General features: G+C 45.0%; 25 protein-coding genes. 4 read left to right on the forward strand and 21 right to left on the reverse strand.

Annotated elements, in window-relative coordinates; all coding sequences use genetic code 11:
- Nucleotides 1–6: 6 nt before the first annotated feature.
- The 6 genes from B7P33_RS05715 to B7P33_RS05740 all read right to left on the reverse strand — a co-directional run bounded on the left by B7P33_RS05715 (nucleotide 7) and on the right by B7P33_RS05740 (nucleotide 5,265).
- Nucleotides 7–546: a hypothetical protein gene (locus tag B7P33_RS05715; RefSeq protein ID WP_097441006.1), complete on the reverse strand. Its 540-nt coding sequence runs from the start codon at nucleotides 544–546 to the stop codon at nucleotides 7–9.
- 71 nt (nucleotides 547–617) lie between these two features.
- A complete protein-coding gene (locus B7P33_RS05720) occupies nucleotides 618–1,577 on the reverse strand; it encodes a hypothetical protein (RefSeq protein WP_097441007.1) in 960 nt (319 codons plus the stop codon).
- A gap of 159 nt (nucleotides 1,578–1,736) precedes the next feature.
- Nucleotides 1,737–2,057 carry a hypothetical protein gene (locus tag B7P33_RS05725; RefSeq protein WP_097441008.1) on the reverse strand — a complete coding sequence of 107 codons (321 nt, stop codon included), beginning with the start codon at nucleotides 2,055–2,057 and terminating at the stop codon, nucleotides 1,737–1,739.
- A 3-nt stretch (nucleotides 2,058–2,060) separates the two neighbouring features.
- Nucleotides 2,061–2,651 (reverse strand): hypothetical protein, encoded by a 591-nt coding sequence (locus B7P33_RS05730; protein ID WP_097441009.1) that lies wholly within the window; start codon nucleotides 2,649–2,651, stop codon nucleotides 2,061–2,063.
- 781 nt (nucleotides 2,652–3,432) lie between these two features.
- Nucleotides 3,433–4,005: a YdeI/OmpD-associated family protein gene (locus tag B7P33_RS05735; protein ID WP_097441010.1), complete on the reverse strand. Its 573-nt coding sequence runs from the start codon at nucleotides 4,003–4,005 to the stop codon at nucleotides 3,433–3,435.
- A 351-nt stretch (nucleotides 4,006–4,356) separates the two neighbouring features.
- Entirely contained in the window at nucleotides 4,357–5,265 is a 909-nt protein-coding gene (locus B7P33_RS05740; RefSeq protein WP_097441011.1) for an AraC family transcriptional regulator, read from the reverse strand.
- A gap of 299 nt (nucleotides 5,266–5,564) precedes the next feature.
- Between B7P33_RS05740 and B7P33_RS05745 the strand changes: the two genes are divergently transcribed.
- Complete coding sequence (locus tag B7P33_RS05745; protein ID WP_097441012.1) at nucleotides 5,565–6,977, forward strand: sulfatase; 1,413 nt, start codon at nucleotides 5,565–5,567, stop codon at nucleotides 6,975–6,977.
- 44 nt (nucleotides 6,978–7,021) lie between these two features.
- Here B7P33_RS05745 and B7P33_RS05750 read toward each other — a convergent pair whose 3' ends face one another.
- The 13 genes from B7P33_RS05750 to B7P33_RS05810 form a co-directional block, all read right to left on the reverse strand.
- Entirely contained in the window at nucleotides 7,022–7,417 is a 396-nt protein-coding gene (locus tag B7P33_RS05750) for a hypothetical protein (RefSeq protein WP_097441013.1), read from the reverse strand.
- 184 nt (nucleotides 7,418–7,601) lie between these two features.
- Nucleotides 7,602–8,621 (reverse strand): phenylalanine--tRNA ligase subunit alpha, encoded by a 1,020-nt coding sequence (gene pheS, locus B7P33_RS05755; RefSeq protein ID WP_097441014.1) that lies wholly within the window; start codon nucleotides 8,619–8,621, stop codon nucleotides 7,602–7,604.
- Nucleotides 8,622–9,015: 394 nt separating this feature from the next.
- Nucleotides 9,016–10,893: a SulP family inorganic anion transporter gene (locus B7P33_RS05760; protein ID WP_097441015.1), complete on the reverse strand. Its 1,878-nt coding sequence runs from the start codon at nucleotides 10,891–10,893 to the stop codon at nucleotides 9,016–9,018.
- 63 nt (nucleotides 10,894–10,956) lie between these two features.
- Nucleotides 10,957–11,589, reverse strand: a complete 633-nt coding sequence (locus tag B7P33_RS05765) for a carbonic anhydrase family protein (protein ID WP_097441016.1) — start codon at nucleotides 11,587–11,589, stop codon at nucleotides 10,957–10,959.
- Between the two features lie 102 nt (nucleotides 11,590–11,691).
- Complete coding sequence (locus B7P33_RS05770; RefSeq protein ID WP_141402393.1) at nucleotides 11,692–11,988, reverse strand: hypothetical protein; 297 nt, start codon at nucleotides 11,986–11,988, stop codon at nucleotides 11,692–11,694.
- A gap of 78 nt (nucleotides 11,989–12,066) precedes the next feature.
- Nucleotides 12,067–12,831 carry a tetratricopeptide repeat protein gene (locus B7P33_RS05775; protein WP_097441018.1) on the reverse strand — a complete coding sequence of 255 codons (765 nt, stop codon included), beginning with the start codon at nucleotides 12,829–12,831 and terminating at the stop codon, nucleotides 12,067–12,069.
- Entirely contained in the window at nucleotides 12,828–14,636 is a 1,809-nt protein-coding gene (locus B7P33_RS05780; protein ID WP_097441019.1) for a BatD family protein, read from the reverse strand. Before B7P33_RS05780 ends, B7P33_RS05775 begins: the two co-directional genes overlap by 4 nt.
- The gene (locus B7P33_RS05785; protein ID WP_317042823.1) at nucleotides 14,620–15,498 is read right to left on the reverse strand and encodes a tetratricopeptide repeat protein; all 879 of its coding nucleotides are present in this window, start codon (nucleotides 15,496–15,498) and stop codon (nucleotides 14,620–14,622) included. Before B7P33_RS05785 ends, B7P33_RS05780 begins: the two co-directional genes overlap by 17 nt.
- The gene (locus B7P33_RS05790) at nucleotides 15,479–16,531 is read right to left on the reverse strand and encodes a VWA domain-containing protein (protein ID WP_097441021.1); all 1,053 of its coding nucleotides are present in this window, start codon (nucleotides 16,529–16,531) and stop codon (nucleotides 15,479–15,481) included. The genes B7P33_RS05785 and B7P33_RS05790 overlap by 20 nt, the downstream gene beginning before the upstream one ends.
- A gap of 2 nt (nucleotides 16,532–16,533) precedes the next feature.
- Nucleotides 16,534–17,532, reverse strand: a complete 999-nt coding sequence (locus tag B7P33_RS05795) for a vWA domain-containing protein (protein WP_097441022.1) — start codon at nucleotides 17,530–17,532, stop codon at nucleotides 16,534–16,536.
- Nucleotides 17,529–19,205 carry a BatD family protein gene (locus B7P33_RS05800; protein WP_097441023.1) on the reverse strand — a complete coding sequence of 559 codons (1,677 nt, stop codon included), beginning with the start codon at nucleotides 19,203–19,205 and terminating at the stop codon, nucleotides 17,529–17,531. Before B7P33_RS05800 ends, B7P33_RS05795 begins: the two co-directional genes overlap by 4 nt.
- Complete coding sequence (locus B7P33_RS05805) at nucleotides 19,205–20,071, reverse strand: DUF58 domain-containing protein (protein WP_097441024.1); 867 nt, start codon at nucleotides 20,069–20,071, stop codon at nucleotides 19,205–19,207. The genes B7P33_RS05800 and B7P33_RS05805 overlap by 1 nt, the downstream gene beginning before the upstream one ends.
- Before the next feature lie 67 nt (nucleotides 20,072–20,138).
- Entirely contained in the window at nucleotides 20,139–21,140 is a 1,002-nt protein-coding gene (locus B7P33_RS05810) for an AAA family ATPase (RefSeq protein WP_097441025.1), read from the reverse strand.
- A 151-nt stretch (nucleotides 21,141–21,291) separates the two neighbouring features.
- On the opposite strand from B7P33_RS05810, the gene B7P33_RS05815 reads away from it, so the two are divergent.
- The 3 genes from B7P33_RS05815 to B7P33_RS05825 are packed head-to-tail and all read left to right on the forward strand — an operon-like array spanning nucleotide 21,292 to nucleotide 24,077.
- Entirely contained in the window at nucleotides 21,292–22,167 is an 876-nt protein-coding gene (locus B7P33_RS05815; RefSeq protein WP_097441026.1) for an aldo/keto reductase, read from the forward strand.
- Between the two features lie 12 nt (nucleotides 22,168–22,179).
- Nucleotides 22,180–22,944, forward strand: a complete 765-nt coding sequence (locus tag B7P33_RS05820; RefSeq protein WP_097441027.1) for an SDR family NAD(P)-dependent oxidoreductase — start codon at nucleotides 22,180–22,182, stop codon at nucleotides 22,942–22,944.
- The gene (locus tag B7P33_RS05825; RefSeq protein ID WP_097441028.1) at nucleotides 22,941–24,077 is read left to right on the forward strand and encodes an ATP-binding protein; all 1,137 of its coding nucleotides are present in this window, start codon (nucleotides 22,941–22,943) and stop codon (nucleotides 24,075–24,077) included. Before B7P33_RS05820 ends, B7P33_RS05825 begins: the two co-directional genes overlap by 4 nt.
- 36 nt (nucleotides 24,078–24,113) lie before the next feature.
- Here B7P33_RS05825 and B7P33_RS05830 read toward each other — a convergent pair whose 3' ends face one another.
- Together B7P33_RS05830 and B7P33_RS05835 are read right to left on the reverse strand one after the other, a co-directional pair.
- The gene (locus tag B7P33_RS05830; RefSeq protein WP_097441029.1) at nucleotides 24,114–25,061 is read right to left on the reverse strand and encodes a carbohydrate kinase family protein; all 948 of its coding nucleotides are present in this window, start codon (nucleotides 25,059–25,061) and stop codon (nucleotides 24,114–24,116) included.
- Nucleotides 25,062–25,119: 58 nt separating this feature from the next.
- The gene (locus B7P33_RS05835; protein WP_097441030.1) at nucleotides 25,120–25,545 is read right to left on the reverse strand and encodes a hypothetical protein; all 426 of its coding nucleotides are present in this window, start codon (nucleotides 25,543–25,545) and stop codon (nucleotides 25,120–25,122) included.
- Between the last annotated feature and the right edge of the window lie 71 nt (nucleotides 25,546–25,616).

Here is a 25,616-nt window from a genome sequence, read left to right on the forward strand (position 1 = left end):
TTTTCCTCAGTCTTTTACTTTCAATATTTCTTTTGCTTCTCCTTTAATTGCAAAATGAGATAAATCAGTAACATAAAACTTGTCTAAAAAATCTCTTACTTTATAATCTTTCTTATTGCCAAATAAGCTGTTAAGGTTATTCCATAAATTTTTATTTGCTCCTTCATCAATTTCATGAAATTCATTTTTCTTTGTTTCCCTTAGCCCATAGGTAGCTTGAAAAAACCTATCTCTAATATGCGGTTCCATCCCAATAACCATAATCTCTTTGATGTGCTGTTTGTTAAAATCTAATTCACCAGTCCAACTAGGAAAGTCAAATGCCCATACTTCATTATCAATTAACGTTTCGCTAATAATACTTCTTTTGTTTTGGGTAAATTCCTTTATTTTATTCTTTATTTCCTGTTCTTTGTTATGGCAATAAACTTTACAGGCGAGACCGTCTGTTAAAGATAAATTAGTAGTTTCCTTATTCAGCATAATTTCGGTAATCGATTTCCCGAATTTTTCTTCTAAAAAATCTAAGTATTCAGTTTGATTCATTGGTTGTCAGTTTTTTCAAGGCATGGCTGGCAATGATCTCGGCCATGTGTAATTGCGAGTGGGTTTATTTTCTATTTTGTTAAAGTTAAAAACTCAAAACTCAATTTGTCTTTTTCTTTGTAAATACTATCAAACTTTTGGTTAATAAATACATAGTCTTTAAGGTATTCTTTATTTAATAATTCTTTTGCAACATCATCCATATATAAGTCCGATAGATGTTCTTGATTTTCATACCCCCAATACCTTTCTATTGATTTTGGAATTCCTAAATCGTCTTTATCAATATTCTCTCCATTTACCCTAATCTCATCAATTATTATTTTAATGTTATAATCTCGAAGTAGTGTCTTTACACTCCTTGATTCAAGTATTTTTTTATTTGAATATGAAGCTTCCCAATAACGAGTGGTTGGTTTAGAAAAAGGTCTTGACATTCTACACCAAGAATAGTCCAAAGAGGAAAGAATTGCAGAATATTCACTTTTAATATTATCCTCATCTAATTTCGATTCAATTTTATATCCAAATCGCATTAGGTCTATTTTACCCTTGAGAGGTGTAAGTTTAAATCCCAAATTCACATTTCTAATCCCACCAGCATATGAGTAATATTCCTTGTCTAAAGTAACTAACTCTACTTTTACATATTGGTCAAGTGAATTCTCTTTAGCGTAATTTTTCCAGTGATTTGATAATGAATCAACTTGTTGCTCTATAATTCCATATTTCTCCGCCCATTGTTTTTTAAATTTTTCTCTCAAGGGTTTAGAACTTGTCGTGTCAGAAACGTATTTAACAAAATCGTGTGTTCTTTTGTAAGTCAAATCTGTCCATTTGACTTTATCCAATTCCGAGATCAGAACTGAATCTTTTATAAATTCTATTAGTTTATAGGTGTCTTCAAATAGTGTATCTTTTTCGATTGCCGATTTTAATTCCTCAACAGTTAAATCGTCAAATATTTTCTTTTTTGTGGGGTTACTGCAAGAGCTTATTAAAAGGCAAAGTATCGGTATTATTCTTTTCATATTTCGGTTGGCTTACATTTGTTTAATGGTCTAGTATATCAGCCGTTGCGTGGTTTATTACTAACTTTGCAAATACGCCCCAATCTGAAAATCATCGCGGATTTTCAGAAGTAGGCGAGAACAAGCAATTACTAATAGCCATTGTTGTAACCAGTTTTTTTAATCAATCATAAATTTTTCTCGGTCGTACTCGCACATTGGACAGAGTCCATTTTCCTCAATGAATAGATAATCTGTCAATTCAGATAAATTCCCATTACTACACCTTTCACATTCAATGTTTCGAGTATAATTCTCGACAAACGATTCAATAACTGGTCTTTGAGCACCTTTCAAAGAGGCAATACCTTTATCCAGGATTTGTTTTGTAATTCCTTCAATTGCTCCTGTTAACTGGTCATTTTCTAGCAATTGTCTTAAAAATTCTGTTAGACTATTATTGTATTCATTGTCGAACATCCATTGTTTTACTAGTCCCATTTTTTATAAATTTTCAATTAAGTTTGGTAAATCTTCGAATCCGTCAGCAAGTGTTTCGTAGACATCTTTGATTACTGTTTCTTCTAAAGCTTTACTTACAGTCAAGTCAAATAACTTTCCTTTTAGAAGTTGAAACCAATTTTTCTTTCCAAGATTTAAATGTTCTTTTAACTCGTCAAGTTCATCAAAGATGATTTGTTGGCCAAACCCTAATTCAGTCAGTTTGTTTTTTATATCGTTTAGTGCAGCATGTAATTCGGATTTTTGCTCTGAACTAAACTCATTTCCGTATTTAGGCTGATAATTATATGATTGAGAAATGTCTTCAATTTCTTGGTCGATTACGAAAAGTCCAGTTTCTTTTTCTTGAGAAATTCCACAATTTGTTTTACTACAAGTTTTTTCGTGTTCCAATTTTTGATTTAAAACTTCTTTCCTTAAAATATTGAGAAATGTAAGTTTGTCCTTTTTTCTTTTAAAGCTATAAAGTCTTGAAGACAATTCGCTTGACAAATTGTCAACAGTACTTTGAAGTACTCCATTGAAGAATTCATAGTCAGCATATTCGACTGCTTCTTTTTCTACTATATTCATTCGGTTAGTTTGTTTTCTTAAATTGGCTACAACAAATTATACCCCCACAAAACTCATTGTTACCCCCTAACATACTCGGCTTAAACCTACCTTTTGGCAAGAGGTGTTAGTTTCGTTTTCATCCCCTAAAACTAAGCCCTAGCCCCATACCATACAATACCCATTATTGGGTATTTTTTGGCTGTTTCGGACTGATAATGAGATGTTTTGTGCGAGCTTTCAGCTAAGAAGCACAGAAAATTAATATGTGCTTGAAACACCCCCTCAATCCCCGGCAAGGGGGAAGGCAGAAACAGCTAACTGCTGTAACCAAAACTAGAGATTCAAACTATGCCAGCCTTACGGAAATCTGTAAGGGTGAGTCGAAAGTCGAATGTCAAAAGTCAATTGTACATATACATCCCTAAATAGCGTTGACCACTTTGGTTACAAACTATTTAAAAAGTTACTGCGCATATCAGCGGTTTTTTCATTGTACCCCTTTTTTGACCCAAAAAGGCACCTGAGATTATGGGATGTCTCCCTGCCGGTCGACATGACAAAACGTTTACGATTACACAATTCAACGGTTGCACAACTACACAGCCAAACAATCCTATTTAGACTTGGTTTGCCCTCACCTCCCGCCATTCCGCGGGATTCAACAAAATATCCGTAACAGGTAGCCCTCACCCCAACCCTCTCCCGCAGGGAGAGGGGGTAAAACCATGATTCTTACTCAAAATCATAAAGCCCGTTCCCGATTCAACAATTACACGATTCAACAACTAAACAACCTCCATTAAAACGGGAGTTGGTTCTGTGTGGCCTGTTGTACTACCTCGGCGATCCGTTTGTTTCGGGTGGTGGCGCGTTTGGCGCTCAAGATCCAGTAGAGCACCGCTTTTTTCTTGCTTTTGCCAAACGCCTGAAAATGGGTTTCGGCCTTTGGGTTTTGGTGTAGGGCCTGGGCCAAATCTGGGGGTATCTCCAAATTCTCAACAGAATCTAAATAAATCCATGCCCCATTTTCTTGGGCGATTCGTACACTTTCGAGTCCGGCCGGGGCCATTAGGCCTTGGGTAGTCAGTTGGGCGACTTTGTCTTTATTAATCTTTGACCAATTACTTTTGGGTTTTCTGGGGGTAAAATACTGCATATAACGCTCGACATCGATGGTCTTTTTGGTACTGTCGATCCACCCAAAACACAGGGCCTCGTCTACGGCCTCGCTCCATGTCAGGCTAGGTTTTTGAGCGCCCGTCTTATAGTAGATCACCCAAATGGCTGACTTGGTCTGGTGGTTTGCCGCTAACCACTGCCGCCAAGCCTTACGGTTTTTGGGGTAAAAGGTGGGTGTATCCGATTGGCTCATAGCAGTTTATTATCGTTATAGAACAAAACTAAAAAGAAAGTCGGTCAACCTAGGGTCAGGGGTGTGGTTTCCGTTTAGGCGATTATTCAACAAATATCCGTTACTGGGCAGCCCTCACCTCCCGCCATTCCACAGGATTCAGCAATATCCGTAACTGGGCAGCCCTCACCCCAACCCTCTCCCACGGGGAGAGGGAGTTAATAAATATTTTTATTCAAAAATCATAAAGCTCGTCCCCGATTCAACAATTACACGATTCAACAACTGAACACTATTCAAACTAACGTCTGGGACGAAGGAGGAGTGCTACGATTAGTCCGAGTAGAAAGAGGCCGCCACCGAGGGCCATGTTTATTGGATCGGAATGCACAATTGCATATGGCATAGGCCTTGGGGATGGGTATTGGGATCGTTAACGTAGACTTCAAAACTCGGGGCGCCGTCTTTAAAGGCGTATTGGTTTTCGCCCATCCAAAGGAAGAGGGCCGTCCAGGTTTTTTCGAGCTCACTGGGGTGTAGCCAACCCGTGGCCACGATATGCCGCCCCCCCCTATGGCATAGGTATTCGGCCCCGGGCGGTACTTCTTGGGCCTGAGGCAATACCAAGCACACACTATGGCGTATCTTTTCGGGTGCCGTTACCTTATGGCTGTCGTGGTACAATAGGGCCATTTTACTGTCGGGGGTGAAGAGTCCGTGTGGCACGGCCCATTCGATCAGGGCATTAAAACTTTGGCCTAGGTTATTGCAATCGCCAATATGGGTTCGGTAGGCCAGGTGCGTTTCGGGTAGTTGTACAACGGTGATGTCGGTTTTTTCCATAATGCTTTCGATTAATTCGTTTACGCGACAAACATAGGCCTCTTGAATCAGGCCGACTTTACCATTCTTGCGGTTATAAAATTCTAATTTCGATTTTCCTTGGGCCTCTTTTTGAAACTGACGGGGCGAAAGGCCATAATAGCGTTTAAAGGCCCGGGAAAAGGCAGCCGGACTATTAAATCCCCAGTTGTAAATATAGGGGGTCAGTGAAAACTGGGGGTGCATCAGTAGTTTAATGGCCACCCGTTCGAGGCGTTTCCGCAAAATATAGGCCCCCAGTCCTTCGTGGGTTACGGCCGAAAAAATTCGATGGAAATGATAGGGCGAATAGCCCACGGCCCGAGCCACTTCGGCCAACTCCAAAGGACCTTCCAAGCGCGATTCGATATACCGCAGGGCCTTTTCAACGGCTTTTATGGTGTGCGGATGGGTTGGCATGGGTTAGTGGGTTAGTGAGTTAGTGAGTTAGTGAGTTAGTGGGGAAAATTACGATAAAATGTATTGGGGTTGGTTACCTTCAGCTTTTTCCCTTCTTATGGCGAAGACGGAAATTCTATGCTTTTACTCAAGAATGCGCCCAAGCTTGTGGGATGTCTCCCCAGAATGCTCGGGGTCGACATGATAAAACGTTTACGATTCAACAACTAAACAACTAAACGATTCCCAGAAGTCCTCCAGCCAAAACCCTTTTCCAGTTTCTTAGTAAACCTTACCTTGTTGGTTCCAGTCCAACACTTATGAACAGAACCCTATTTGTCCTGCTAGTTTACCTCGCTACCTTGGGTATGGGCCATGCCCAAGCGCCTATGGCCCAAAAGCCCAATATCCTACTGATCTGTGTAGATGATCTACGGCCCGAACTACGCAGTTTTGGGGTCGATTACATCCACTCGCCCCATATCGACCGTTTGGCCCAAAAGGGCATGGCCTTTCGCCGCCACTATGTAAACGCCCCCAGTTGTGGCCCCTCACGTGCCACCTTACTCACGGGCACCTATGGGGCTTCGGGCAATTACGCCCTGTTTAAAAGAGCCGAAAAAATAGCCCAAGGCGAAAAGATGTCCCCAACCCTACCCGAATGGTTCCGTAACCAAGGCTATCGCACGGTTTCGGTGGGCAAGGTATCTCATCACCCCGGGGGTCGTGGCGGTACCGACTGGAACGATAGCACGGTGGTGGAACTGCCCGGGGCCTGGGACAAACACCTAATGCCGGTCGGGGATTGGCAACACCCTAGGGGTATGATGCACGGACTGGCCCATGGCGAGATTAGGATAAAACAAGGTGAAATGGACGTGATACAACATAGCGCCGGTGACGATAGTATTTACCCCGATGGGCTAATGATGCAAACCGCGCTGACCGAATTGGACAGTCTGGCCCAAGCGGAACAGCCCTTCTTTTTGGCGGTAGGGATTATTAAACCCCATTTGCCCTTTGGCGCGCCCAAGAAATATTACGACCTATACCAAGATGTGGCCCTACCCCCAATCGCCCAGCCCGAAAAACCGGAAGGCCGGACGACTTGGCACAAATCGGGTGAGTTTATGAAATACAACCGTTGGGGCAAAGACCCCAATACCGACCCTGCCTTTGCTACCGAGGTTCGAAAACACTATGCCGCCAGCGTGAGTTATGCCGATGCCCAGGTAGGCAAAATCTTGGAGGCCCTTAAAGAAAAAGACCTGGATCAAAATACGGTGGTAGTACTTTGGGGTGACCATGGTTGGCATTTGGGCGAACAAGGCATTTGGGGCAAACACAGTCTGTTCGAACGCTCGTTGCATGCGCCCTTGATCGTTTATGACCCCCGACAACACCTTAGGGGCCAAACCCAAGCCATAGTAGAAACCGTAGATATTTTCCCTACCCTTTGTGATCTAAGCGGATTGCCCCAACCCGAATTTTCGGATGGGGTATCGCTACGCCCGATTATGGAAAACCCTCAAGAAAAAGGCCGCCCGGCCCTAGGCTACCAGCACGGACGAAAGACCCTACGCAGCGCTACCCACCGTTTTATACTACATGCCGATGGTTTTGTAGAGTTATACGATCATACCAACCCTGAAAAAGAATCCAAAAATATTGCAGAAGCCCATCCCGAATTGGTGGCGGAATTCAAGGCCGAGTTAGAGAAGCGTTTGAAGTAGCTCAATTTAGTATTAATCAATAGTAAATCGTCATTAGACCATAATCATTGGGCCATGGCCCCTTTGGCCTCAAGCAATGGTAGTTTGCCAATGGTTTTTTCGGTAACCGATCCTTTGGGAAAACGGAAGCTTTTGTCGTAAAGTTTACCTTCGCAAAAGAAACTGAGGTCGAATTGGTTGTCGAATTCGAGTACCTCGGCTTGGATCAACTCTACTTTTTGACTGTCCCTAGGCCCCACTACCGGAAAAGCGTGGCGCATGGTCGCCGTTTTACGCTGACCATCGCTACCTTTCGAGACCACCATAACCATTTCAATAGGTAATTTACGCTCGTTGATCACATAGGCATACCAATCGAACCATTCGTATTCGGTATTCCACTCCCGTACTATGGCTATGTGCACATCGGTTACTTCAGGTATGTCGATATCTTTCCTCACTTGATAATTAGAATTATATATTTCTTTTCAATGACCTGTTATGACCAATTGTTACATGGCATCCGTAAAGAAGAAATTGGTGCTTTGTTCAGGAATCCAACTTAGAGACAGTTTTCAAGAACCTTTAAATGTTCGTAATCAAAAAGTCTTCGACGGCGCTCAGACTGACAAAGGGGGCTTTTCTTTATAAAGCACTTTTGAACTGCTCTAAAAAGCGGACATCGTTTTCACTTAACAGCCGGATATCGGGAATACCGTACAACAACATGGCGATACGGTCTATACCCATACCAAAGGCAAAACCAGAGTATTCGTTAGGATCGATACCGCAATTGCTAAGTACGTTCGGGTCTACCATACCACAACCCATGATCTCTAACCAACCGGTACCTTTGGTAATACGATAGTCGGTCTCGGTCTCTAGGCCCCAGTATACATCTACCTCGGCACTTGGCTCGGTAAAGGGAAAATAGCTGGGTCGTAATCGAATCTCCGATTTCCCGAACATTTCGGTGGTAAAGAACTGTAGGGTCTGTTTTAGATCGGCAAAAGACACGTCTTTGTCAATGTACAAGCCTTCCACTTGGTGGAAAAAACAGTGCGAACGGGCCGAAATGGCCTCGTTACGATACACCCTACCCGGACTAATGGTACGGATGGGGGGTTGGTTGTTCTCCATATATCGTACCTGAACCGAAGAAGTATGCGTACGTAATAAAATATCAGGATCGGTCTGAATAAAAAAAGTGTCCTGCATATCGCGGGCCGGGTGGTACTCGGGCAGGTTCAGGGCGGTGAAGTTATGCCAATCGTCTTCGATCTCCGGGCCTTCACTTACATTGAAGCCAATACGCGAGAAAATATCGATGATCTGATTCTTAACAATGGATATCGGATGGCGGGCGCCTAGGCTAACCGATTCTGCCGGACGGGTAAGGTCGCCGTATTTACCGGCATCGGCCGCTTTATCGGTCAAGGCTTCCTTAAGGCCGTTCACCTTTTCGGTCGCTGCCGTTTTCAGCTCGTTTATCGCTTGGCCATACGCTTTTTTCTCTTCGTTCGGCACGGTCTTGAAGGCAGCGAAAAAATCGTTCAACAATCCTTTTTTACCCAAATATTGGATACGGAATGCTTCCACGGCCTGTAAATCGTCGGCGGTGAATGCCGCTACTTCCTCAATATGTGCTTTAATCTTATCTATCATCGGTAAACCCTATGGTTAGGCTGCAAAGGTACATTATTTGTAAGAGCTTGTTTAAGTTTTATCCTTCAGTTTTGTTGTGCCCTTCCCGCCTGCCGGACGGGCAGGTTTCCGCCACTCTTCGTTATAAAAGTACTTATTTGGCCCTGCCAAACTCCGTTTTTTATGCCTCGATTGACAAAAAATAATGTCTAAAACCCCCGAATTACTCGGGGCTAAAAACAAAATTTAATCAAGCTCTAAAGACCAAAAGAAGAAAGAGCAAGGACAAAATACGACAAAAACCCAGTGTGTTTCCCGGGTCGTTACCCAAAAAAAACCAACCCCCTTCAGCTTGGGCCGAAAGGGGGTTGGTTTTTGAATTTGCTTGATGTAATGTTAAATCTAAGCCTTAGACCTAGGCATCGCTTTTTCCATTTTCACCATTTACGATATCGGTAACACAATCCCTAAAGTCAGGATGGATATCGTCTTCAGGTATTAAATCGGGAATAAGATCGATACGCTCCATCATATAGCGCGGTTGCTCTTGTAAGCCCACCAAATGCACTTCAATTTCTTGGTTACGTATCGCCATCACGATATCTTCAATGGTGTATAATCCAGACTGGTCTATATACGGCACCAGATCCATACGCAATATCAAATGTTTGGCACTTTGGGGCACTTGCCCAGCCAGTTGTTGAATCTCCGAGGTAGAACCAAAGAAAATAGGTCCGCGTAGGTGTTTTACGAACACATCATCGTTGAATCCGGCAGGTACATTGGTCTCATCGGCCCATGGGGTTTCTTCGAGATCTCCAATTTTAAGTACATCGGACTGTTTGGCGGTAAGATCCCCGATTTTTTTCATGAACATGAGCGAGGCGATTACCAAACCGATACCCACGGCATAAACCAGGTTCCAGAAGGTAGACAAGCCCAATACCACCAGCATAATGATAACTTCGGAGCTTAACTTTAAGGGACCTAGTTTCACATCTTTCGGTAAGTTAGGTATGGCCCTTAAGCCTTTATAATCCATTACCCCAATACCTACGGTAATCAAGATTCCGGCCAATACCGCAGCAGGGATTTTGGAAGCGATAGGCCCGAGGCCAAGTAGGATTATCAATAACATTACCCCGGCAATCATACCTGATAATTTGGTTTTACCCCCAGAGTTGATGTTTACCACCGTACGAATGGTAGCCCCGGCACCAGGAATACCACCAAAAATTGCGGCAATAGAGTTACCGATACCCTGCCCCACCAATTCTTTATTGGGTTTGTGCTTGGTCTTGGTCATATTATCGGCCACTACCGAGGTCAACAGCGAATCGATGGCCCCTAAAAGTGCCAAAGTAAGCGCCGTAAAAATGTAAGGGGTTATGGTACCTACACTAAATCCGGTAATGATCTCGAGGTTCGGAATCGGGAAACCTTCCGGAATCTGTTCGATAGGACGGTAGTCGAGACTAAAGCCCAAAGCGATACCCGTCATAACCACCAAGGCTACCAGCGTACTGGGTACTGCGGTGGTTATACGTTTAAAGCCATAAATGATCACTATGGTACCCAAGGCCAAAAGAAGCTCAAGCCAGTTAATGTTGCCCAGGGCCTGGGGCAGTACCTTAAAGGTGCCCAAAACCCCGGAAGCTTCTTTTCCTGCCAAGGTCCTACTTTCACGTAGAATATCGGCAGCAGAGACCTTTTTCGCCCTTTCAATGGTCTCTTCAAAATCTTCAAGGACCAAAATGTCTTCCCCGGCTTCCTCTTTTAAGATATTCTCTAAGATGAGTTCTTCGGCCTCCGGTTTAAACTCTTGAACAAACTGGTTGTCTTCCTTGGCATAATAGCCAACGGCCGGAAGGATCTGGGTAATAAGTATAATTACCCCAATGGCGGTCATAAAACCCGATACTACCGGGTAGGGAATATAGCGAATGTATTTTCCGAGCCCCAAAACCCCCAATCCGATCTGAAAAAGTCCGGATAAAAGGAAAACGGTCAAGATATAGGGCAGGGCTTTGTTTACATCGCCATCGTTTACGGCAATAATACTGGCGATTACCACCATACTTACGGCCGTCATGGGTGCGGTTGGACCGGAGATCTGTGTATCGGTTCCCCCAAAGAGGGCAGCGAAAAAGGCGATAAAGATCGCACCGTACAATCCCGCCTGAGGGCCAAGTCCGGAAGAAACCCCGAACGCAAGGGCCAGCGGTAGGGCTACGATACCAGCGGTAATTCCGCCAAAAAGATCTCCCTTTAAGTTACTGAACATATTTTTCATGTATACAACTATTGTGGTTTAAAAGATGAAACATACTTCCCTGTAAGTTTCCCTTTATACCGTTTAGGATTCGTAGAAAGTAACCCCACCCGAAGCAATGTCGTACATGGCCCCGATAATGGCAATTTCCCCATTGTCTTCCATTTCCTTAAGTACAGGACTTTGGTTACGGATATCGGCCATGGTCAATTCTACGTTCTTCTCGGCCACGGTATTTACAAAGTCGAGGTTCTTAGAAGTACGTTCGGCAGGATCTTCTGGTGAGCTAACGGCATTTACCGCCGGTTGGATCTTGTTCAACAAGCCGGTTAAATTGCCCAGTTCAGCATGGTCGCAGGCCCCTTTAACGGCCCCGCATGCGGTATGGCCCAGCACAACAATAAGTTTGGTGCCCGCCAATTTACAGGCAAACTCCATACTACCCAAAAGGTCGCCGTTTACGATATTACCCGCCACACGGGCCGAGAAGATATCGCCAATCCCTTGGTCGAACACCATTTCGGCCGGTACACGCGAATCGATACAGCTTAAAACGGTAGCGAACGGATATTGCCCGGTACTGGTCTGGGCTACCTGCTCTAACAAGGCACGGGATCCTTGCTTGTTATCTACAAATCTTTGGTTGCCTTCTTTTAACATATTCAAGGCTGAAGACGGGGTCATGCCCGCCTGGGTTTCTTTTGTTTGGGTAATCATAAACTTAGTTATTTGAATCGGTAGATTCCGATGGTTATGTTATTAAGGAATATTCCCCATGAACACTGCCGGTGGGGAAACTAAAAATACGAAAGAAAAGAATTATACTTCGGGAGGTGGTGAGGGAATTTCCTGAAAGTGGACACCGTCTACTTTGGCCGGTGAAATCAATGTAGGCAATCCGCTAGCTTGTTCCGCTACGGTATAAACGGGCCATTGTACCGGATAAAAATCTTTTTCACCCCAAGTTTCCTTGCCCTCATTCTGGTTTTCCTCTTCCCCAAAATCCCAGGCCAAAACGGTTTCATGGCCCTGCTCAACCAAAGACACCACTGCTGGCACAACAATAGTGCTTACCAACATTAGGGAGCATAGTAGAACGGTAACGGATTTGAACATGGATTATTGGTCTTTTACCCAGAATATCGTACACTAACGAATATAGGGTTTTGCGGCCAGTAATCCGATAAAAAAGGGTTAAAAATCCTTTAAGGCTTTGAGGTCTTCGGCCGGCATCCATCCGGTATTCCCATCGGGGATGCGTACCTTTTTCCAGCCCTCGAAACCTTCTTCGATAATTACCTTGGTTCCCTCGTGCAAACGAAAGCGTTCGGCACCGTTGGCATTCGGGGCATCGGTTACTACAACCTCCGCAGCGAAGACAATGGCGGGATCGTCGGCCATGAATTCGGTATACCGCACATAGGCCAGCCCTACGGCCACTACCGAAATGATTAAAGCCGTAGTACCCCCTAAAAAGGCGATACGCTTGCGGTTGGCCAGGGCAGAAAAATGGTAGATCAAATACCCTAGGATAAAAAGCAGCATCATGGCAATGGATACATAGGCCCACTGCTCAAAACTTAACAAGCCTACGGTATTCTTGTAAAAATTGGAAAGATCGTTCTCGGGCATGGGTACAAAAGCATCCAAGGTCATATTCTGGGCATAGGCCAGGTTTTCTAGAATTTCTTTGTCATCGGGACTTAACAACAGGGCCTTCTCAAAATAGTAGATACTGGGTCCTGGCCTGTTCAGTTTATAATTGGCATTCCCGAGGTTAAAGTAAAGTTCGGCCGAGTGTTGGCCGGTCTCCAAGATCTTTTCATAGGCACTAATGGCCCCTTCGAAGTCTTCGGCATTATACGCTTTGTTCCCCTGCTCGAACAAATTGGCAGTATCGGTCTGTGCCCATCCCACTAGGGTAACGAATACGGATATGTAAGTAACTAAACGCTTCATAACTGTTTGTCCATTTGGGATATTACATCGCTGGCCTTATCGTAATCTTGATGCATTTGCACATCGGAAAAAGGACTGTAACGCGCCATCTCACAATTTTGCAAAAGGGAGATAAAGGCGGTAATATGATTTTCAGATACCTCTTTCTCGTTCAACAGATCAGTTATCTTGTCTTTGCTGAATTCCGTGGTTTCTATCTTCAACTTGGCCTTAAGATAATTGTGTAGGGCGCGGTGTAGGGCATCATAGAATTGTTCTTTTTGGCCCATATTCTTTTTGGCCTCCGACAAAAAGCGTTTGGCCAATTTGTTGGCTTTTTTCACCTTGTTCCCTACCACATCTTGGGCAATGGCCTCGCGTTTCTTCCTAAAGATAATGGCCAAAGGTATTAGCAAAAGCGGAAGCAACAACCACAGCCAATACGATTTGGAACCAAAGAAATAGGTGGTACCCAAGGGTTGTAATTGGGTCGCCGTTTTTAAGAAGTTGAAGTTTTTACCACTGTTTACGATCTGTTTGTTGGTGCCGGAAGCCACGGTGGCTGCCGTAGTATTGGCCCCACTGGCCAAAGGCCCCTCTACCACATTGACCAATAATTCTTGGGAATCTATGGTATGGTATTTTTGGGTCTTCGGATTAAAGTAGCTGAAATTTATGGGCGGAATCGGGTATTTGCCCCGATACGAGGGTACTATGGTATAGCTATTGCTCACTTTACCGTCCATTCCGGAAATGGTGGTACGTATCTTTTCGTCGAACTCGGGTTCGTAAACTTCCAAGGAAGCCGGAAAACTTGGCGATGGCAGTTCGAATAGTTTTAGATTCCCTTTTCCGCTTACGGTAACCTTGGCCTGAAGCGATTCGGAAGCGTTCAAATGGGTCTTACTGGTGGTAACCAAAAAGTCAAAATCACCCACGGCACCTGTAAACCCAGCCGGTTTACCCGCTTCGGGCAAGGCTTTTACGTTAATGGTACGCCTACCGGCCGAAACCGTTTTATTGGCCTGGGTATAGATCCTACTTCCAAAAAAGTCCCTTTTATTGGTAGGTACGTCTACGGTAACGTCCAAAGACAAGGGCTCAAGTTCGAGTTTGCCCGTTTTTTGCGGATATAAAACCACCCTTTTTAAAATCACATACCTATATGCTTTGCCATCGTAGGTGCCATTGGCCGCCTTATATTGTTTTACGGGAATATCTTGGCTCCAGAAATTATTATAGGTCGGATTATCGAGCGGATTAAAATGGGAAACGTTCACATACTGGCTAAAATACAGTTTGTACACTACTGAAATGGCCTGGTTCAAATAGGGTCGGGCATCCGAGACCTCAGCCACTAAATGTAGGTTGTCACGGGCAAAATCGTCGGCGGTAACCTGATCGGAAGGTTTGTCTACCGCAGCGGTAACCTTTACGGTCTTGGGTACCGATTTATACACCTGGCCTTTGATGGTAATACTGGCCTGGCCAATGGTTTGGGTACCCTGTGCCTGAGGGGCCAAAACATAGGAATAGGTCTTGGAATAATGTCTTTTACCGTTAATATAGGAACGTTGGATCGATTGTGAAGGCCCCATTACTACCCGGAAGCCCTCGAAACTCGGCGGCTGGAAATTATCGCCATCGTGGTTCATGGCAAATTCGACCTGTAGTCTTTCGTTGATCCCTAAGGTTTCTTTGGAAAGCTTCAGTTCAAAATTTACCGTTTTGGCATCTTGGGCCCAGCTGGCCCATCCTACGAATAGAAATACCAGCCCCAGGAGAAACGGCTTTAGACCTATGTTATGTTTACCAGTCTTTTTCATTCTTGACTTTGGCGCCTTTCACCTTTTTGGCGTCCATTTTATCCTTAACTTTTTTCTCTTCGTTCTGTATGGCATCCATCAGGTTCTTTACCTGTTGGGGCGATAGTTGGTTGGGTCGGGGCTGTTGTTGTTGCTCTTGCTGCTGTTGATCTTGGGATTTATCGCCCTGTTTTTCCTCTTTGCTCTTTTCGTCCCCGTCGCCTTCCTTACTGTCTTCTTTCTCCTTATCGCCTTCCTTGTTCTCGTCTTCTTGGTCGCCCTGATCGTCTTTGTCGTTGTCGCCCTTATCTTGATCTTTATTCTGATCCTTGTTCTCGTCTTCCTTATTCTGATCCTGGTCTTTGTTCTCGTCGTTTTGGTCTTGGTTGTTCTGGTTCTCTTCCTGCTCTTTTTTCAGCATTTCTTGGGCCAGGGCCAGATTGTAACGGGTCTCTTCGTCGGTAGGATCCTTACGCAACGATTCTTTATACGCCTCTACGGCTTTTTCGTACTGTTTGTTCTGCATGAACACATTGCCCATATTGTGATAAGCATTGTGTTTCTCTCCCTTGGAAGCCGCGGTTTCCCCAGCTTTTTTATAGTGGCCAAAAGCTTCGTTGAACGACCCATTGTTGTACTGGGCATTACCCAAATTGTAGGGCGCAGCCGCATTGGCATTGCTTTTACTTATTGCCTTACGGTAGTTGGCTTCGGCCGAGGCAAATTGGTTTTCACTCAATTTTTGGTTCCCTTCCCAGGTCAGGTTTTGGGAAACTTCCAGAGCCAGGCGTTTCTTTTTTTCAACCGCTTCTTGATCCTGTCCAAAAACACAGGCAACCACCAAAAGTAGTACCGCGGTAATGCTATTTTTTATCATCGCCATGTTCATTGAATAGATTTAACTTACGTAACCAATTGGTCTTACGATCCAATACGAAAATGTCTAAAAACAAGAAAAGGAGGCCTATGCCCAAAAACCACTGGAACTGATCTTTGAAATCGGCGAATTGCTGGGCCTCGAATTCGGTTTTATCCATTTGTTCGAGTTCGTCGGTAATGGCCGCTATGGCAGCTTTGGTATCGGAGCCATCTACATAGCGTCCGTTGCCTTCATCGGCAATCTCTTCCAAAACTTCAGGGTTCAGTTTGGTAATCACTACCTCGCCATCTTGGTCTTTCTTTAAACTCTCTACAATACCATTGATCTTCATGGGAATGGGCGCCCCTTTTTCGTTACCTACCCCAATGGTAAAGATCTTGATCCCCTTTTCGGTGGCTTTTTCAACCACATCCAAGGTAGCATTGCCACTATGGTCTTCCCCATCAGAGATAATGAACAGCACCCTGTTGGTCTGCTCGTCGTCGTTATAATAGGAAGTAGCCAGTTCAATAGCCTGATCTATGGCGGTACCTTGTGACGACATCATATCGGTATTCATACTCTGTAAAAAGAGTTTGGCGGCACCATAATCGGTGGTTATGGGTAATTGCGGATAGGCTTGGGCGGCATAGGCGATAATTCCGATACGGTCGCTTACCAAAGAATTCACTATTTCCGAAACCAAACGTTTGGCCTTCTCCAAGCGGTTGGGTGCGATATCTTCGGCCAACATACTTTTAGAAACATCGACGGCGAAAACGATATCTACCCCTTCTCGTTTAACGGTCTCTAGTTTAGTACCCATTTTCGGGTTTACCAAGCCAAAGGTCAAAAAGGCCAAGCCCGCGCAAAAGAGTATCAATTTTAAGCTGCCCTTGAATTTGGAACGATCGGGCATAAGGCGTGCCATAAGATCGGGTTGGGCGAATTTTTTACGGGTCTTCATTCGCCAGATGCCGAACAATACATAGAATAGCACGAGCACCGGCAAGATTGCCAGTAAGATAAAATAGCCTTTTTCGTCGAACTGTACCATACTTATAACATACTTCTAAACAGCGTATTCGCCAATACCCATTCCAACAACAGTAAAATACCTGCCAAAAAGATCAGCGGCCTGAATTTTTCCTCAAACCTACGGAACTTGATTTCCTCTACTTCCGTTTTTTCGAGTTTATTGATCTCGTCGTATATACTTTCTAAAGAGGCATTATTGGTCGCCCTAAAATATTGCCCTCCGGTGGTCGCCGCTATTTCCTGTAGCAACTTTTCATCGATTTCTACCTGCCGCATCCCAAAACGGAACGAACCATCGGGGTTATAGGAAATAGGCGATAACGCATTGCCATTGGTTCCCAAACCTATAGTATAGGTCTTTATACCGAATTCCACCGCCAATTCGGCCGCCGTTGCCGGTTCTATGGCCCCGGCATTGTTTACCCCATCGGTAAGTAAGATCACCACCTTACTTTTGGCCTTACTGTCCTTCAGTCTATTTACCGAAGTGGCCAATCCCATGCCGATGGCGGTACCATCGTTCAATTGACCATAGGTAATCTCTTCCAACGAACGCAACGCAATGGCCTTATCGCTGGTAATGGGGGTTTTGGTATAGCTTTCGCCCGCATAGACAACCAAGCCAATACGATCGTTGGGGCGTTCTTTAATGAATTCGGAAGCCACTTCTTTCAAGGCCTCCAATCGGTAGGGCTTTAAATCGCGGGCCAACATAGAACTAGAAACATCTATGGCCATAACGATATCGATACCTTTGGTGGTCTTGGTCTTGGAAGATACATCTTGGGTCTGGGGTCGGGCCAAGGCGGTAATGACAGCGGCCAGCGCCAATAACCTCAACAAAATGAGTCCGTGACGTAGTTTGGGCAACCAACCCCCATCGCCAAAACCTTGGGTACTGGACATGCGAAGGCTTGGGGCCTGTTGATCTCTTTTAAAGATATACCATGCCAAGGCCACGGGTAGCGCTAAGAGCAACCAAAAAAACTGTGGATGTGCAAAAGTTATACCTTCCATTATTCCGTTTTTACGTCTATACTGCCTTCAATTCGCTTTGCGATTTCTTCGGCATATTCATCCCCATCGAGCCAAGTAATCATAACTTGTTGTAAAAAGCCTTTACCCCCAAAAAGATACACCGCATATTTACCCCGAATCAATTCATCGGACTCCGGTACGGCGAATTTACCCGAGCCATAACATTTGGCACCGGTAACACCAGCTTGGGTGGTAAACTCGTCTTGTTTGGTGGTTATATTCTTGGCGCCTTTAGATTCGAGTTCGGCCAGTAGGCCCTCAATGGCTCCTTGAAAATCGGGTTCGGTCTCGGCCTTATAGGTATTAGAGATGACCCCAACGGTAAACAGTCCGACAGAGCTACGGTACATAAACGCATTGACATCGAGTATGGCGGCCTTGGCTTCGGCCGGTAGTTCTACTTTCTGGCGCACCAGAACTTTTGGGGTACTGATATGTACGGGTGGAAAACCATAACTACTACTCACCCAGTCTTTTTCCTCCAACAATTCTTTTGTGTGGTGTCCTAAAATAGTATCCTTCACATAGGTAGCCCCGTATTTGGCCATGGCGATACCCAATCCGGCCAAAATTAAAAAGAGTCCGGCCACCCCGGCATAAATCCAGTAGTTGCGGCGTCTTTTAGCGGCCAATTCGGCCAAATAGGCCTCGGTTTGCTGTAGCTCTTCCTCAGTAGGCTCCGGAATGGCCTCCTTGGTTTTCACTACAATATGTTCAATATGTTTACGGTCTTGTTCGGCCACTGACGATTCGGGTTTCCGCTTGGCGAACTTTACCAAATCGGCCGTTTGCAATACCTGTTTGAACTGCTTAATGGTATCGTTCTCCAAATCCAAGCTTCCGGCATCGGCCATCATTTCGAGTTTGGTGATCAACTCATCGGTGGTGCTTTCCATGGCCGAAACGTTTACCTCCTCTTCGAGATAAGAACGTACGATATCCGTTAGCTCAGAATAGTATTTTTTGTATTCATCCTGGATAATGTAACGCGAATTCTCTAAACGCTTCAACTCCAACAAGGCTCTGTCATACGGTGGCAACAAGGCTTCCTTTTCGGCCTCGGTCAATTGTTTTTTACGGAAGAAAAAGTAGTATATCCCAAAAGCCAAGGCTGCCAATACGGCCAGTACTATACCAAAGAAAATATACCAGGGCAATCCCCAAATGCGCCAAGGTCCCTTTGACACTTCTTGTAAGCCCTTGATATCATACATTTTTTGGGTAGTGGTATCTACGGCCACGGTACCCACGGCAATACGAAACGAATCGGTCATAAAGGCCTTTTCGTTGATTTGGATCCGTTGGGGCGGGATGGTATAGGCGCCTGAATCGAATTGGGTTAGGGCATAGACCTTTTCTAAGGTCATACGTCCGTTGGCCTTTACGGTATCGGTGGTAAAGGCTTCCACCATTTCCAGGGGAGAAAAAGTCTGCCCTTCGGGAAAGTGTACCAAATCGGTAGTATCGGCCTCTACGGTAAAACTATATTGAATCTGTTCCCCAATTCGGATTTGGGTGGTATCTACCGAAACCGCCATGGTAGCCTCTTGGGCCAAGCCGATAAACGGAAGCATACAAAAAGCCAACAACCAAAAGAGTGGAGTCCTTTTGGTCGCCGATCGGTTATTATTTATGTGAGTGAACACCTGCCTCATTAACCCCTGCGCTTAAAATATGCCAATAATTTTTTTACATAACTCTCGTCTACCCTACAACTCAAAGTGCCGCATCCGGCCTTGGTAAGGCTTTCTTGGAAATAGTTGGCCCGATCGGCATGGAATTTCCCATAGTTGGTCCGCACTTTTCGCGATCGGGTATTTACCCACTGGGTAGTACCGGTCTCGGCATCGAGAAACTGCACCATTCCCATATTACCAATGGCCTCTTCTTTAGGGTCGTACAAGCGAATACCAGTGATATCGTGCTTTTTACCCATGATCTTTAGGGTTTGCCCATAACCATCATCAACAAAATCAGACAGTACGAACACAATGGCCTTTTTCTTCATTACATTGCTCATAAAGCGTAAGGCCCCGGCAATATCGGTTTTAGGGCTTTGGGGTTCAAACTCCAACAGCTCGCGAATAATGCGCAGTACATGGCTTTTCCCCTTTTTGGGCGGAATGAACAATTCTACCTGGTCGCTGAACAAGACCACCCCAACCTTATCGTTGTTCTGTAGGGCCGAAAAAGCCAAGGTAGCCGCTATTTCGGTAGCCACAGCCCGCTTAAACTGGTTTACCGTGCCGAACAAGCCCGAACCGCTAATGTCTACCATAAGCATCATGGTCAGTTCCCGCTCTTCTTCGAATACTTTGATATAAGGTTCGTTATAACGTGCGGTCACATTCCAGTCTATAGCCCTAACATCGTCGCCATATTGGTATTGGCGCACTTCACTAAAGATCATACCCCGCCCTTTGAAGGTAGAGTGGTACTCCCCTCCAAAAATATGATCGGACAAGCGTCTTGTCTTGATCTCTATTTTTCGGACTTTTTTGAGTAATTCCTTAGTATCCATGGTTTAGACCTGACTTGGGATGGCGGTGTTCTCTGGTTTGATCGAATCTATAAAAAGTCGCCTTGGTTTAAGGCACTTCGATTTCGTTTACGATCTTGTTTATAATCTCTTCGGAAGTGATGTTTTCGGCCTCGGCCTCGTAGGTGATTCCGATACGATGACGTAATACATCGTGGACTACGGCACGTACATCTTCAGGAACCACATACCCCCTACGTTTGATAAAGGCATAACATTTGGCGGCCATGGCCATATTGATACTTCCCCTAGGAGAGGCCCCGAACCCGATAAGCGGCTTAAGCTTCTCTAGATTGTATTTTTCAGGATAACGGGTGGCGAAGATGATATCGAGAATATATTTCTCGATTTTTTCGTCCATATACACTTCACGTACCGCTTTTTGGGCCGAAAGGATCTGTTCTAGGGAAACCACGGGGTTTACCTGGGCAAAACCACCGTTTAGGTTTTGACGCATGATTAATTGCTCGTCGTTCACCTTGGGGTAATCGATAACACACTTCAGCATAAAACGGTCTACCTGGGCTTCCGGTAACGGATAGGTCCCTTCTTGCTCTACCGGGTTTTGGGTCGCCATTACCAAAAAGGGCTTGTCGAGCACAAAAGTCTCATCGCCAATGGTTACCTGCTTTTCCTGCATGGCCTCTAACAATGCCGATTGCACTTTAGCCGGCGCCCTGTTGATCTCATCCGCCAATACGAAGTTGGCGAAAATAGGTCCTTTTTTGATCGAAAAATCGTTCTCCTTGATATTGTAGATCATGGTACCGACCACATCGGCAGGCAAAAGATCTGGGGTAAACTGTATACGGCTAAAACTACCTTTTACCGCCTTGGAAAGTGTATTGATAGCCAAGGTTTTCGCCAGTCCGGGAACTCCTTCCAACAAAATGTGGCCTTGGCCCAACAAACCGATAAGTAAACGTTCTACCATATGCTTTTGGCCAACGATTACTTTGTTCATCTCGGTTACCAATAAATCGATAAAGGCACTCTCTTGAGCGATCTTCTCATTCACAGCGGCAATATCCACCGTAGTATTCTCTTCCATTGGGTAATTTTTTTACAAATAAAACGTGTTTACGTTCAACCCGCAAAATGAAAATTTATTTATAGATCCGCTGTTAATTATTGGTTAAAAAACGTGCCGAAGCCCTTATTTTATAACGAATTTAAGGGATGAATTGCCTAAATTGGCAAACATGTTAACATCTCGATCCTACTCCCGAATCATTGCCGGTACCATGACCTGGGGCAGCTGGGGTAAAGCGCTCTCTACAAAGGGTATGCAAACCTTAATGCACCACTGTATCGCACAGGGTATTTCTACCTTTGACCATGCCGATATTTATGGCGGTTATACCAACGAGGCCGATTTCGGAAAAGCCTGGGCAGGAGCCAACATTCCCAGGGATCAGATCCAATTGATCAGTAAATGTGGCATTCAGTTCAAATGCGAGGCCCGACCGCATGATATAGGGCATTACCAATACGATACGGCCTATATTATGGCCCAAGTGGAACAGTCTTTAAAAAACCTACGTACCGACTATCTCGATATGCTGTTGATGCACAGACCGAGCCCATTAATGCAGCCCGATGAGATCGCCGAGGCCGTAACCCGATTGCGAAAGGCCGGTAAGATCATCGATTTTGGGGTATCAAATTTTACACCGTCACAGACGGCCCTAATACATAGCAGGGTTCCCGTTCAAGGCAACCAAGTAGAATGCTCCCTGACCCAAGTGGCTACTTTATACGACGGCACCTTGGACGATTGTATACAACACCAACGTATGGCCATGGCTTGGAGTCCGTTAGGCGGACTGTTCCAAGCAGATACCGAACCTAAAAAACGCATTAAAAAACAATTGGCCATTTTGACCGAAAAATATGGGATAAGCGAAAACCAACTAATCCTGGCCTGGTTACTCAAACATCCGGCCCAGATACACCCTGTAATCGGCACTACGGATCCCGATAGAATTGCCGATAGCCAAGCCGCCTTAAACCTCGAATTGGAACTGATAGATTGGTTCCATCTGTTAAAAGCTAGCCACGGACATGATGTTCCCTAAATTCTTAAAAAAATGACCAAAAAGAGCGTAACGGCCCTGATTACGGGAGCCAGTAGCGGTATTGGAAAGGCCACGGCCGAACGTTTTGCCCAAGAAGGCATCGACCTGATTCTGTGCGGGCGACGCGAGGCCCGATTGGCAGAACTCAAAACTTCCCTATCGAAAAAAGTTCGGGTACATACCTTGTGTTTCGATGTACGCGACAAGAAAGCTGTATTCCGAGAAATAGCCAGCCTGCCTGAAGATTTCAATACCATAGACCTATTGATCAACAATGCCGGAAACGCCCATGGTCTCGAAACGGTTCAGGAGGGATCCCTAGACGATTGGGATGCCATGATGGACATTAATGTAAAAGGGCTTTTGTACGTTTCCAAAGCGATCATTCCGCAAATGGTGGCGCGTGAAAACGGTCATATTATCCATATCGGCTCTTTAGCCGGTAAAGAAGTATACGCCAAAGGTAGCGTGTACTGTGCCAGCAAACATGCCGTAGATGCTTTGAACCAAGGCATGCGTATGGACCTTAACCCCTTAGGCATTAAGGTAGGGGCCATTCATCCGGGATTGGTGGAAACTGAATTTTCCGATGTACGTTTTAAAGGTGATGCCGATCGGGCCAAGACGGTTTACCAGGGCTACCAGGCCCTACAGGCGGTAGATATCGCCGATATCATCTATTTTGTGATCAGCAGACCTTACCATGTAAACATTGCCGATCTATTGGTATTGCCCACGGCCCAAGCCAGTAGTACGCAAATCAAGAAAACGCTATGATCAATAAGCGCCTTTTGGTAAAAAACCTGTTGGCCTATGTGGGCGAGAACAGCTTTTACGACAAAAAGCGCAAGATCAACTTTGGACAAAAAGAAGGTAAGGCCAAATTTTTAAAGCATGTTTGCGCCTTGGCCAATAGCAACCCTAAAAACAACTCCTACATCCTCATTGGGGTAGAAGATGCCGATAACGAGGTGGTCGGGGTCGATTTTTACGACGATAGTAAGATCCAAAACCTAGTAAACGCCTATTTGGATAACCCGCCTATAATTTCCTATGAGAATATTCCCTTTCCCGGTTTGCCCGAAGGTAAGGTAGTGGGTTTGGTAAGCATTACCTCGAGCGGTACCATTTGTGCCCTACGTAAGAACATTTGGAAGTATTACGGCGGTTCAGTTTTTTTTAGGGAAGGCAGTATAAGCCTGCCCAAGGTGTTCGATATCGAAATGAAGGATATCAACTCGCATTTGGTACAGGAGCTGGAGCAGCATTCGCGCAACAATATTACCCATACCTTGGATGGGGTAATGAATTTTATGAACGAACGTCATAAAGACCTTCCGGCCTTTTATCGGGTGTTTAAAGACCAATTCGTGCTCTGCTGGGCCGGACACGAGAAAAGGGTAAAGGATCAACTCTATTATTCGCGGGTAGACATTGAGTTGATTACCGAACAAGTACAATTGTTCTATTCGGCCCTAGACGAGGTCACTATTACTTACGACGGCGATTCGTTCGCCACTTTAGAGTATGTGTATTTGGGCATTGGCCCTGAGAAAAAATACTATCCCCTGGAAAGAACCGTCATCACTTTTTCGGAAAACGGACATTACCATATCGACAAGGATCTGGTTTTCGAACCCCCGCAATACGACAAGGCGGTATTGCACCATGCCTACAACACCAACAATGCCCTACTCCGGAAATTAGGCGACAAACAAGTCTTAAAGCCCAAAGAGCTACGCGACTTGGCCCAGTTGCCCGAAATCTACCTGATCTGCTACCTCAATGGCTTCGAGGAGGCCAAAGAAAAAATGGAAGCGGCCAAAAGTTTGATCAAGTCCATCGACCGTAAGATATATGCCTCTCTAAAAGAATCGATCCGGGTGCTCCGTAAGGTGCGATATAATTAAGGGTAAGCAATCAAAACCTACCAATTAAATCAAAATTCAGTATTTCTCAAGATCCTGAGTGTCGGGTAAGGCTGGTATAGCCCCATAACCAGTAGTGGTATGGGCACCTGCCCTATTGGCCCGTGTAACCATTTGGGTCAATACAGGGATGCTTTGCGCCAGTTCGAAAGAGTTTTCCAATTGTGAAATCTGATACAGTAGGCAGCCCATAAAGGCATCGCCGGCCCCAGTGGTATCAATGGGATCAACGGATATACTGGCTATGGTGTCTCGAAATTTTGGTACACTTAAACGGGTACCGGCTTCGCCCAAGGTAATACAAATAATCGCCTCAGAATGTTGGTGGAAAAAATCCAAGGCTTTGTCTACATCTTGCTCCCCGGACAACAGTTGGGCCTCCTCCAAGCTAAACTTACACAAATGGGCTTTTTCTATATAGGGCAGGCATTTTTTTATGAAGCGTTCGGGCCCGTCTTTCCATAGGTTCTCTCGGTAATTGGGGTCAAAACTGATAAAACTACCCTGGGTAAGGGCATCGAAAAAATAGCGGCCATAGGCACCTTCCAACTCGCCGCCCAAAAAAGCGGTGGCCGCCCCAAAATGCACCATATTTTCTTTAAAGACTTTTTTAAGGCGTTTATCGTATTTCAGTTCTTTATCGGCCCCTCTACTAAATACGAAATCGCGTTCCCCTTGGGCACTTAAAGACACAAAAGCGAGAGTGGTAAAGGTATGGGTGCGTTGGGCCAAATGGGTATCTACCCCTTCTTTTCCGAGTACCTCCAACAGAAATTCACCAAAGGGATCATGGCCTACAGCACCTAAAAATGCACTTTGCCCGCCCAACTTACTAATGGCACAGGCTACATTGGCCGGGGCCCCACCAGGTTTTTTGGCAAAATGGCCCGCCATTACCAAATCGTTGGCATGTTCGGTAGCCACAAAATCTATCAATACTTCGCCAATGGCGTATACGGTCTTCATACAAACAAGAATACAAAAGACCCAAGGTAACGATTACAGACCGTAAACCCTAAATTGATTAATCTCCGAGACTTACTTGCTTATAACTCAATACCGAAAAATAGGTGGTACCGTTGGGGCAAAGTTTTTCCTTGGCACTAACTTGTAGCACTTGTCCGACTTCCAAGGCATCGGTACCAGAAAGGAACTCCCAATTAAAACGTGTATTCTTCTTTGGGGTATGGGTAAGGTTACGCCCAACTTTGTTTACCTGAAGAATCTCGATTTCGGCCACTTGCTGTTTTTTGAGCCCGCATACTTCGGTCGAGCCTTCAGGAATGGCCATTATTCGTAGGTTAACACCAATACCATCGGGGCTCGATAAGGCGTTTTCCAAAGTGGGATTGTTTTCATTTTCGGCATTAGTATATTCGACATCACTTGAATCGGTACTACAGGCCCCAAAAAGGCATACCGTTACTAATAGAATTACAAATTTTTTCATGATCCGGGGGTTTAATTGGCTTATGTACGCTAAAACCCTCCTGGTCAGATGTTAAAAAGGCGGAAATTCGA

It is taken from the genome of Sediminicola luteus (assembly GCF_002514735.1).
In the GTDB taxonomy this organism is placed as follows: Bacteria; Bacteroidota; Bacteroidia; order Flavobacteriales; family Flavobacteriaceae; genus HQA918.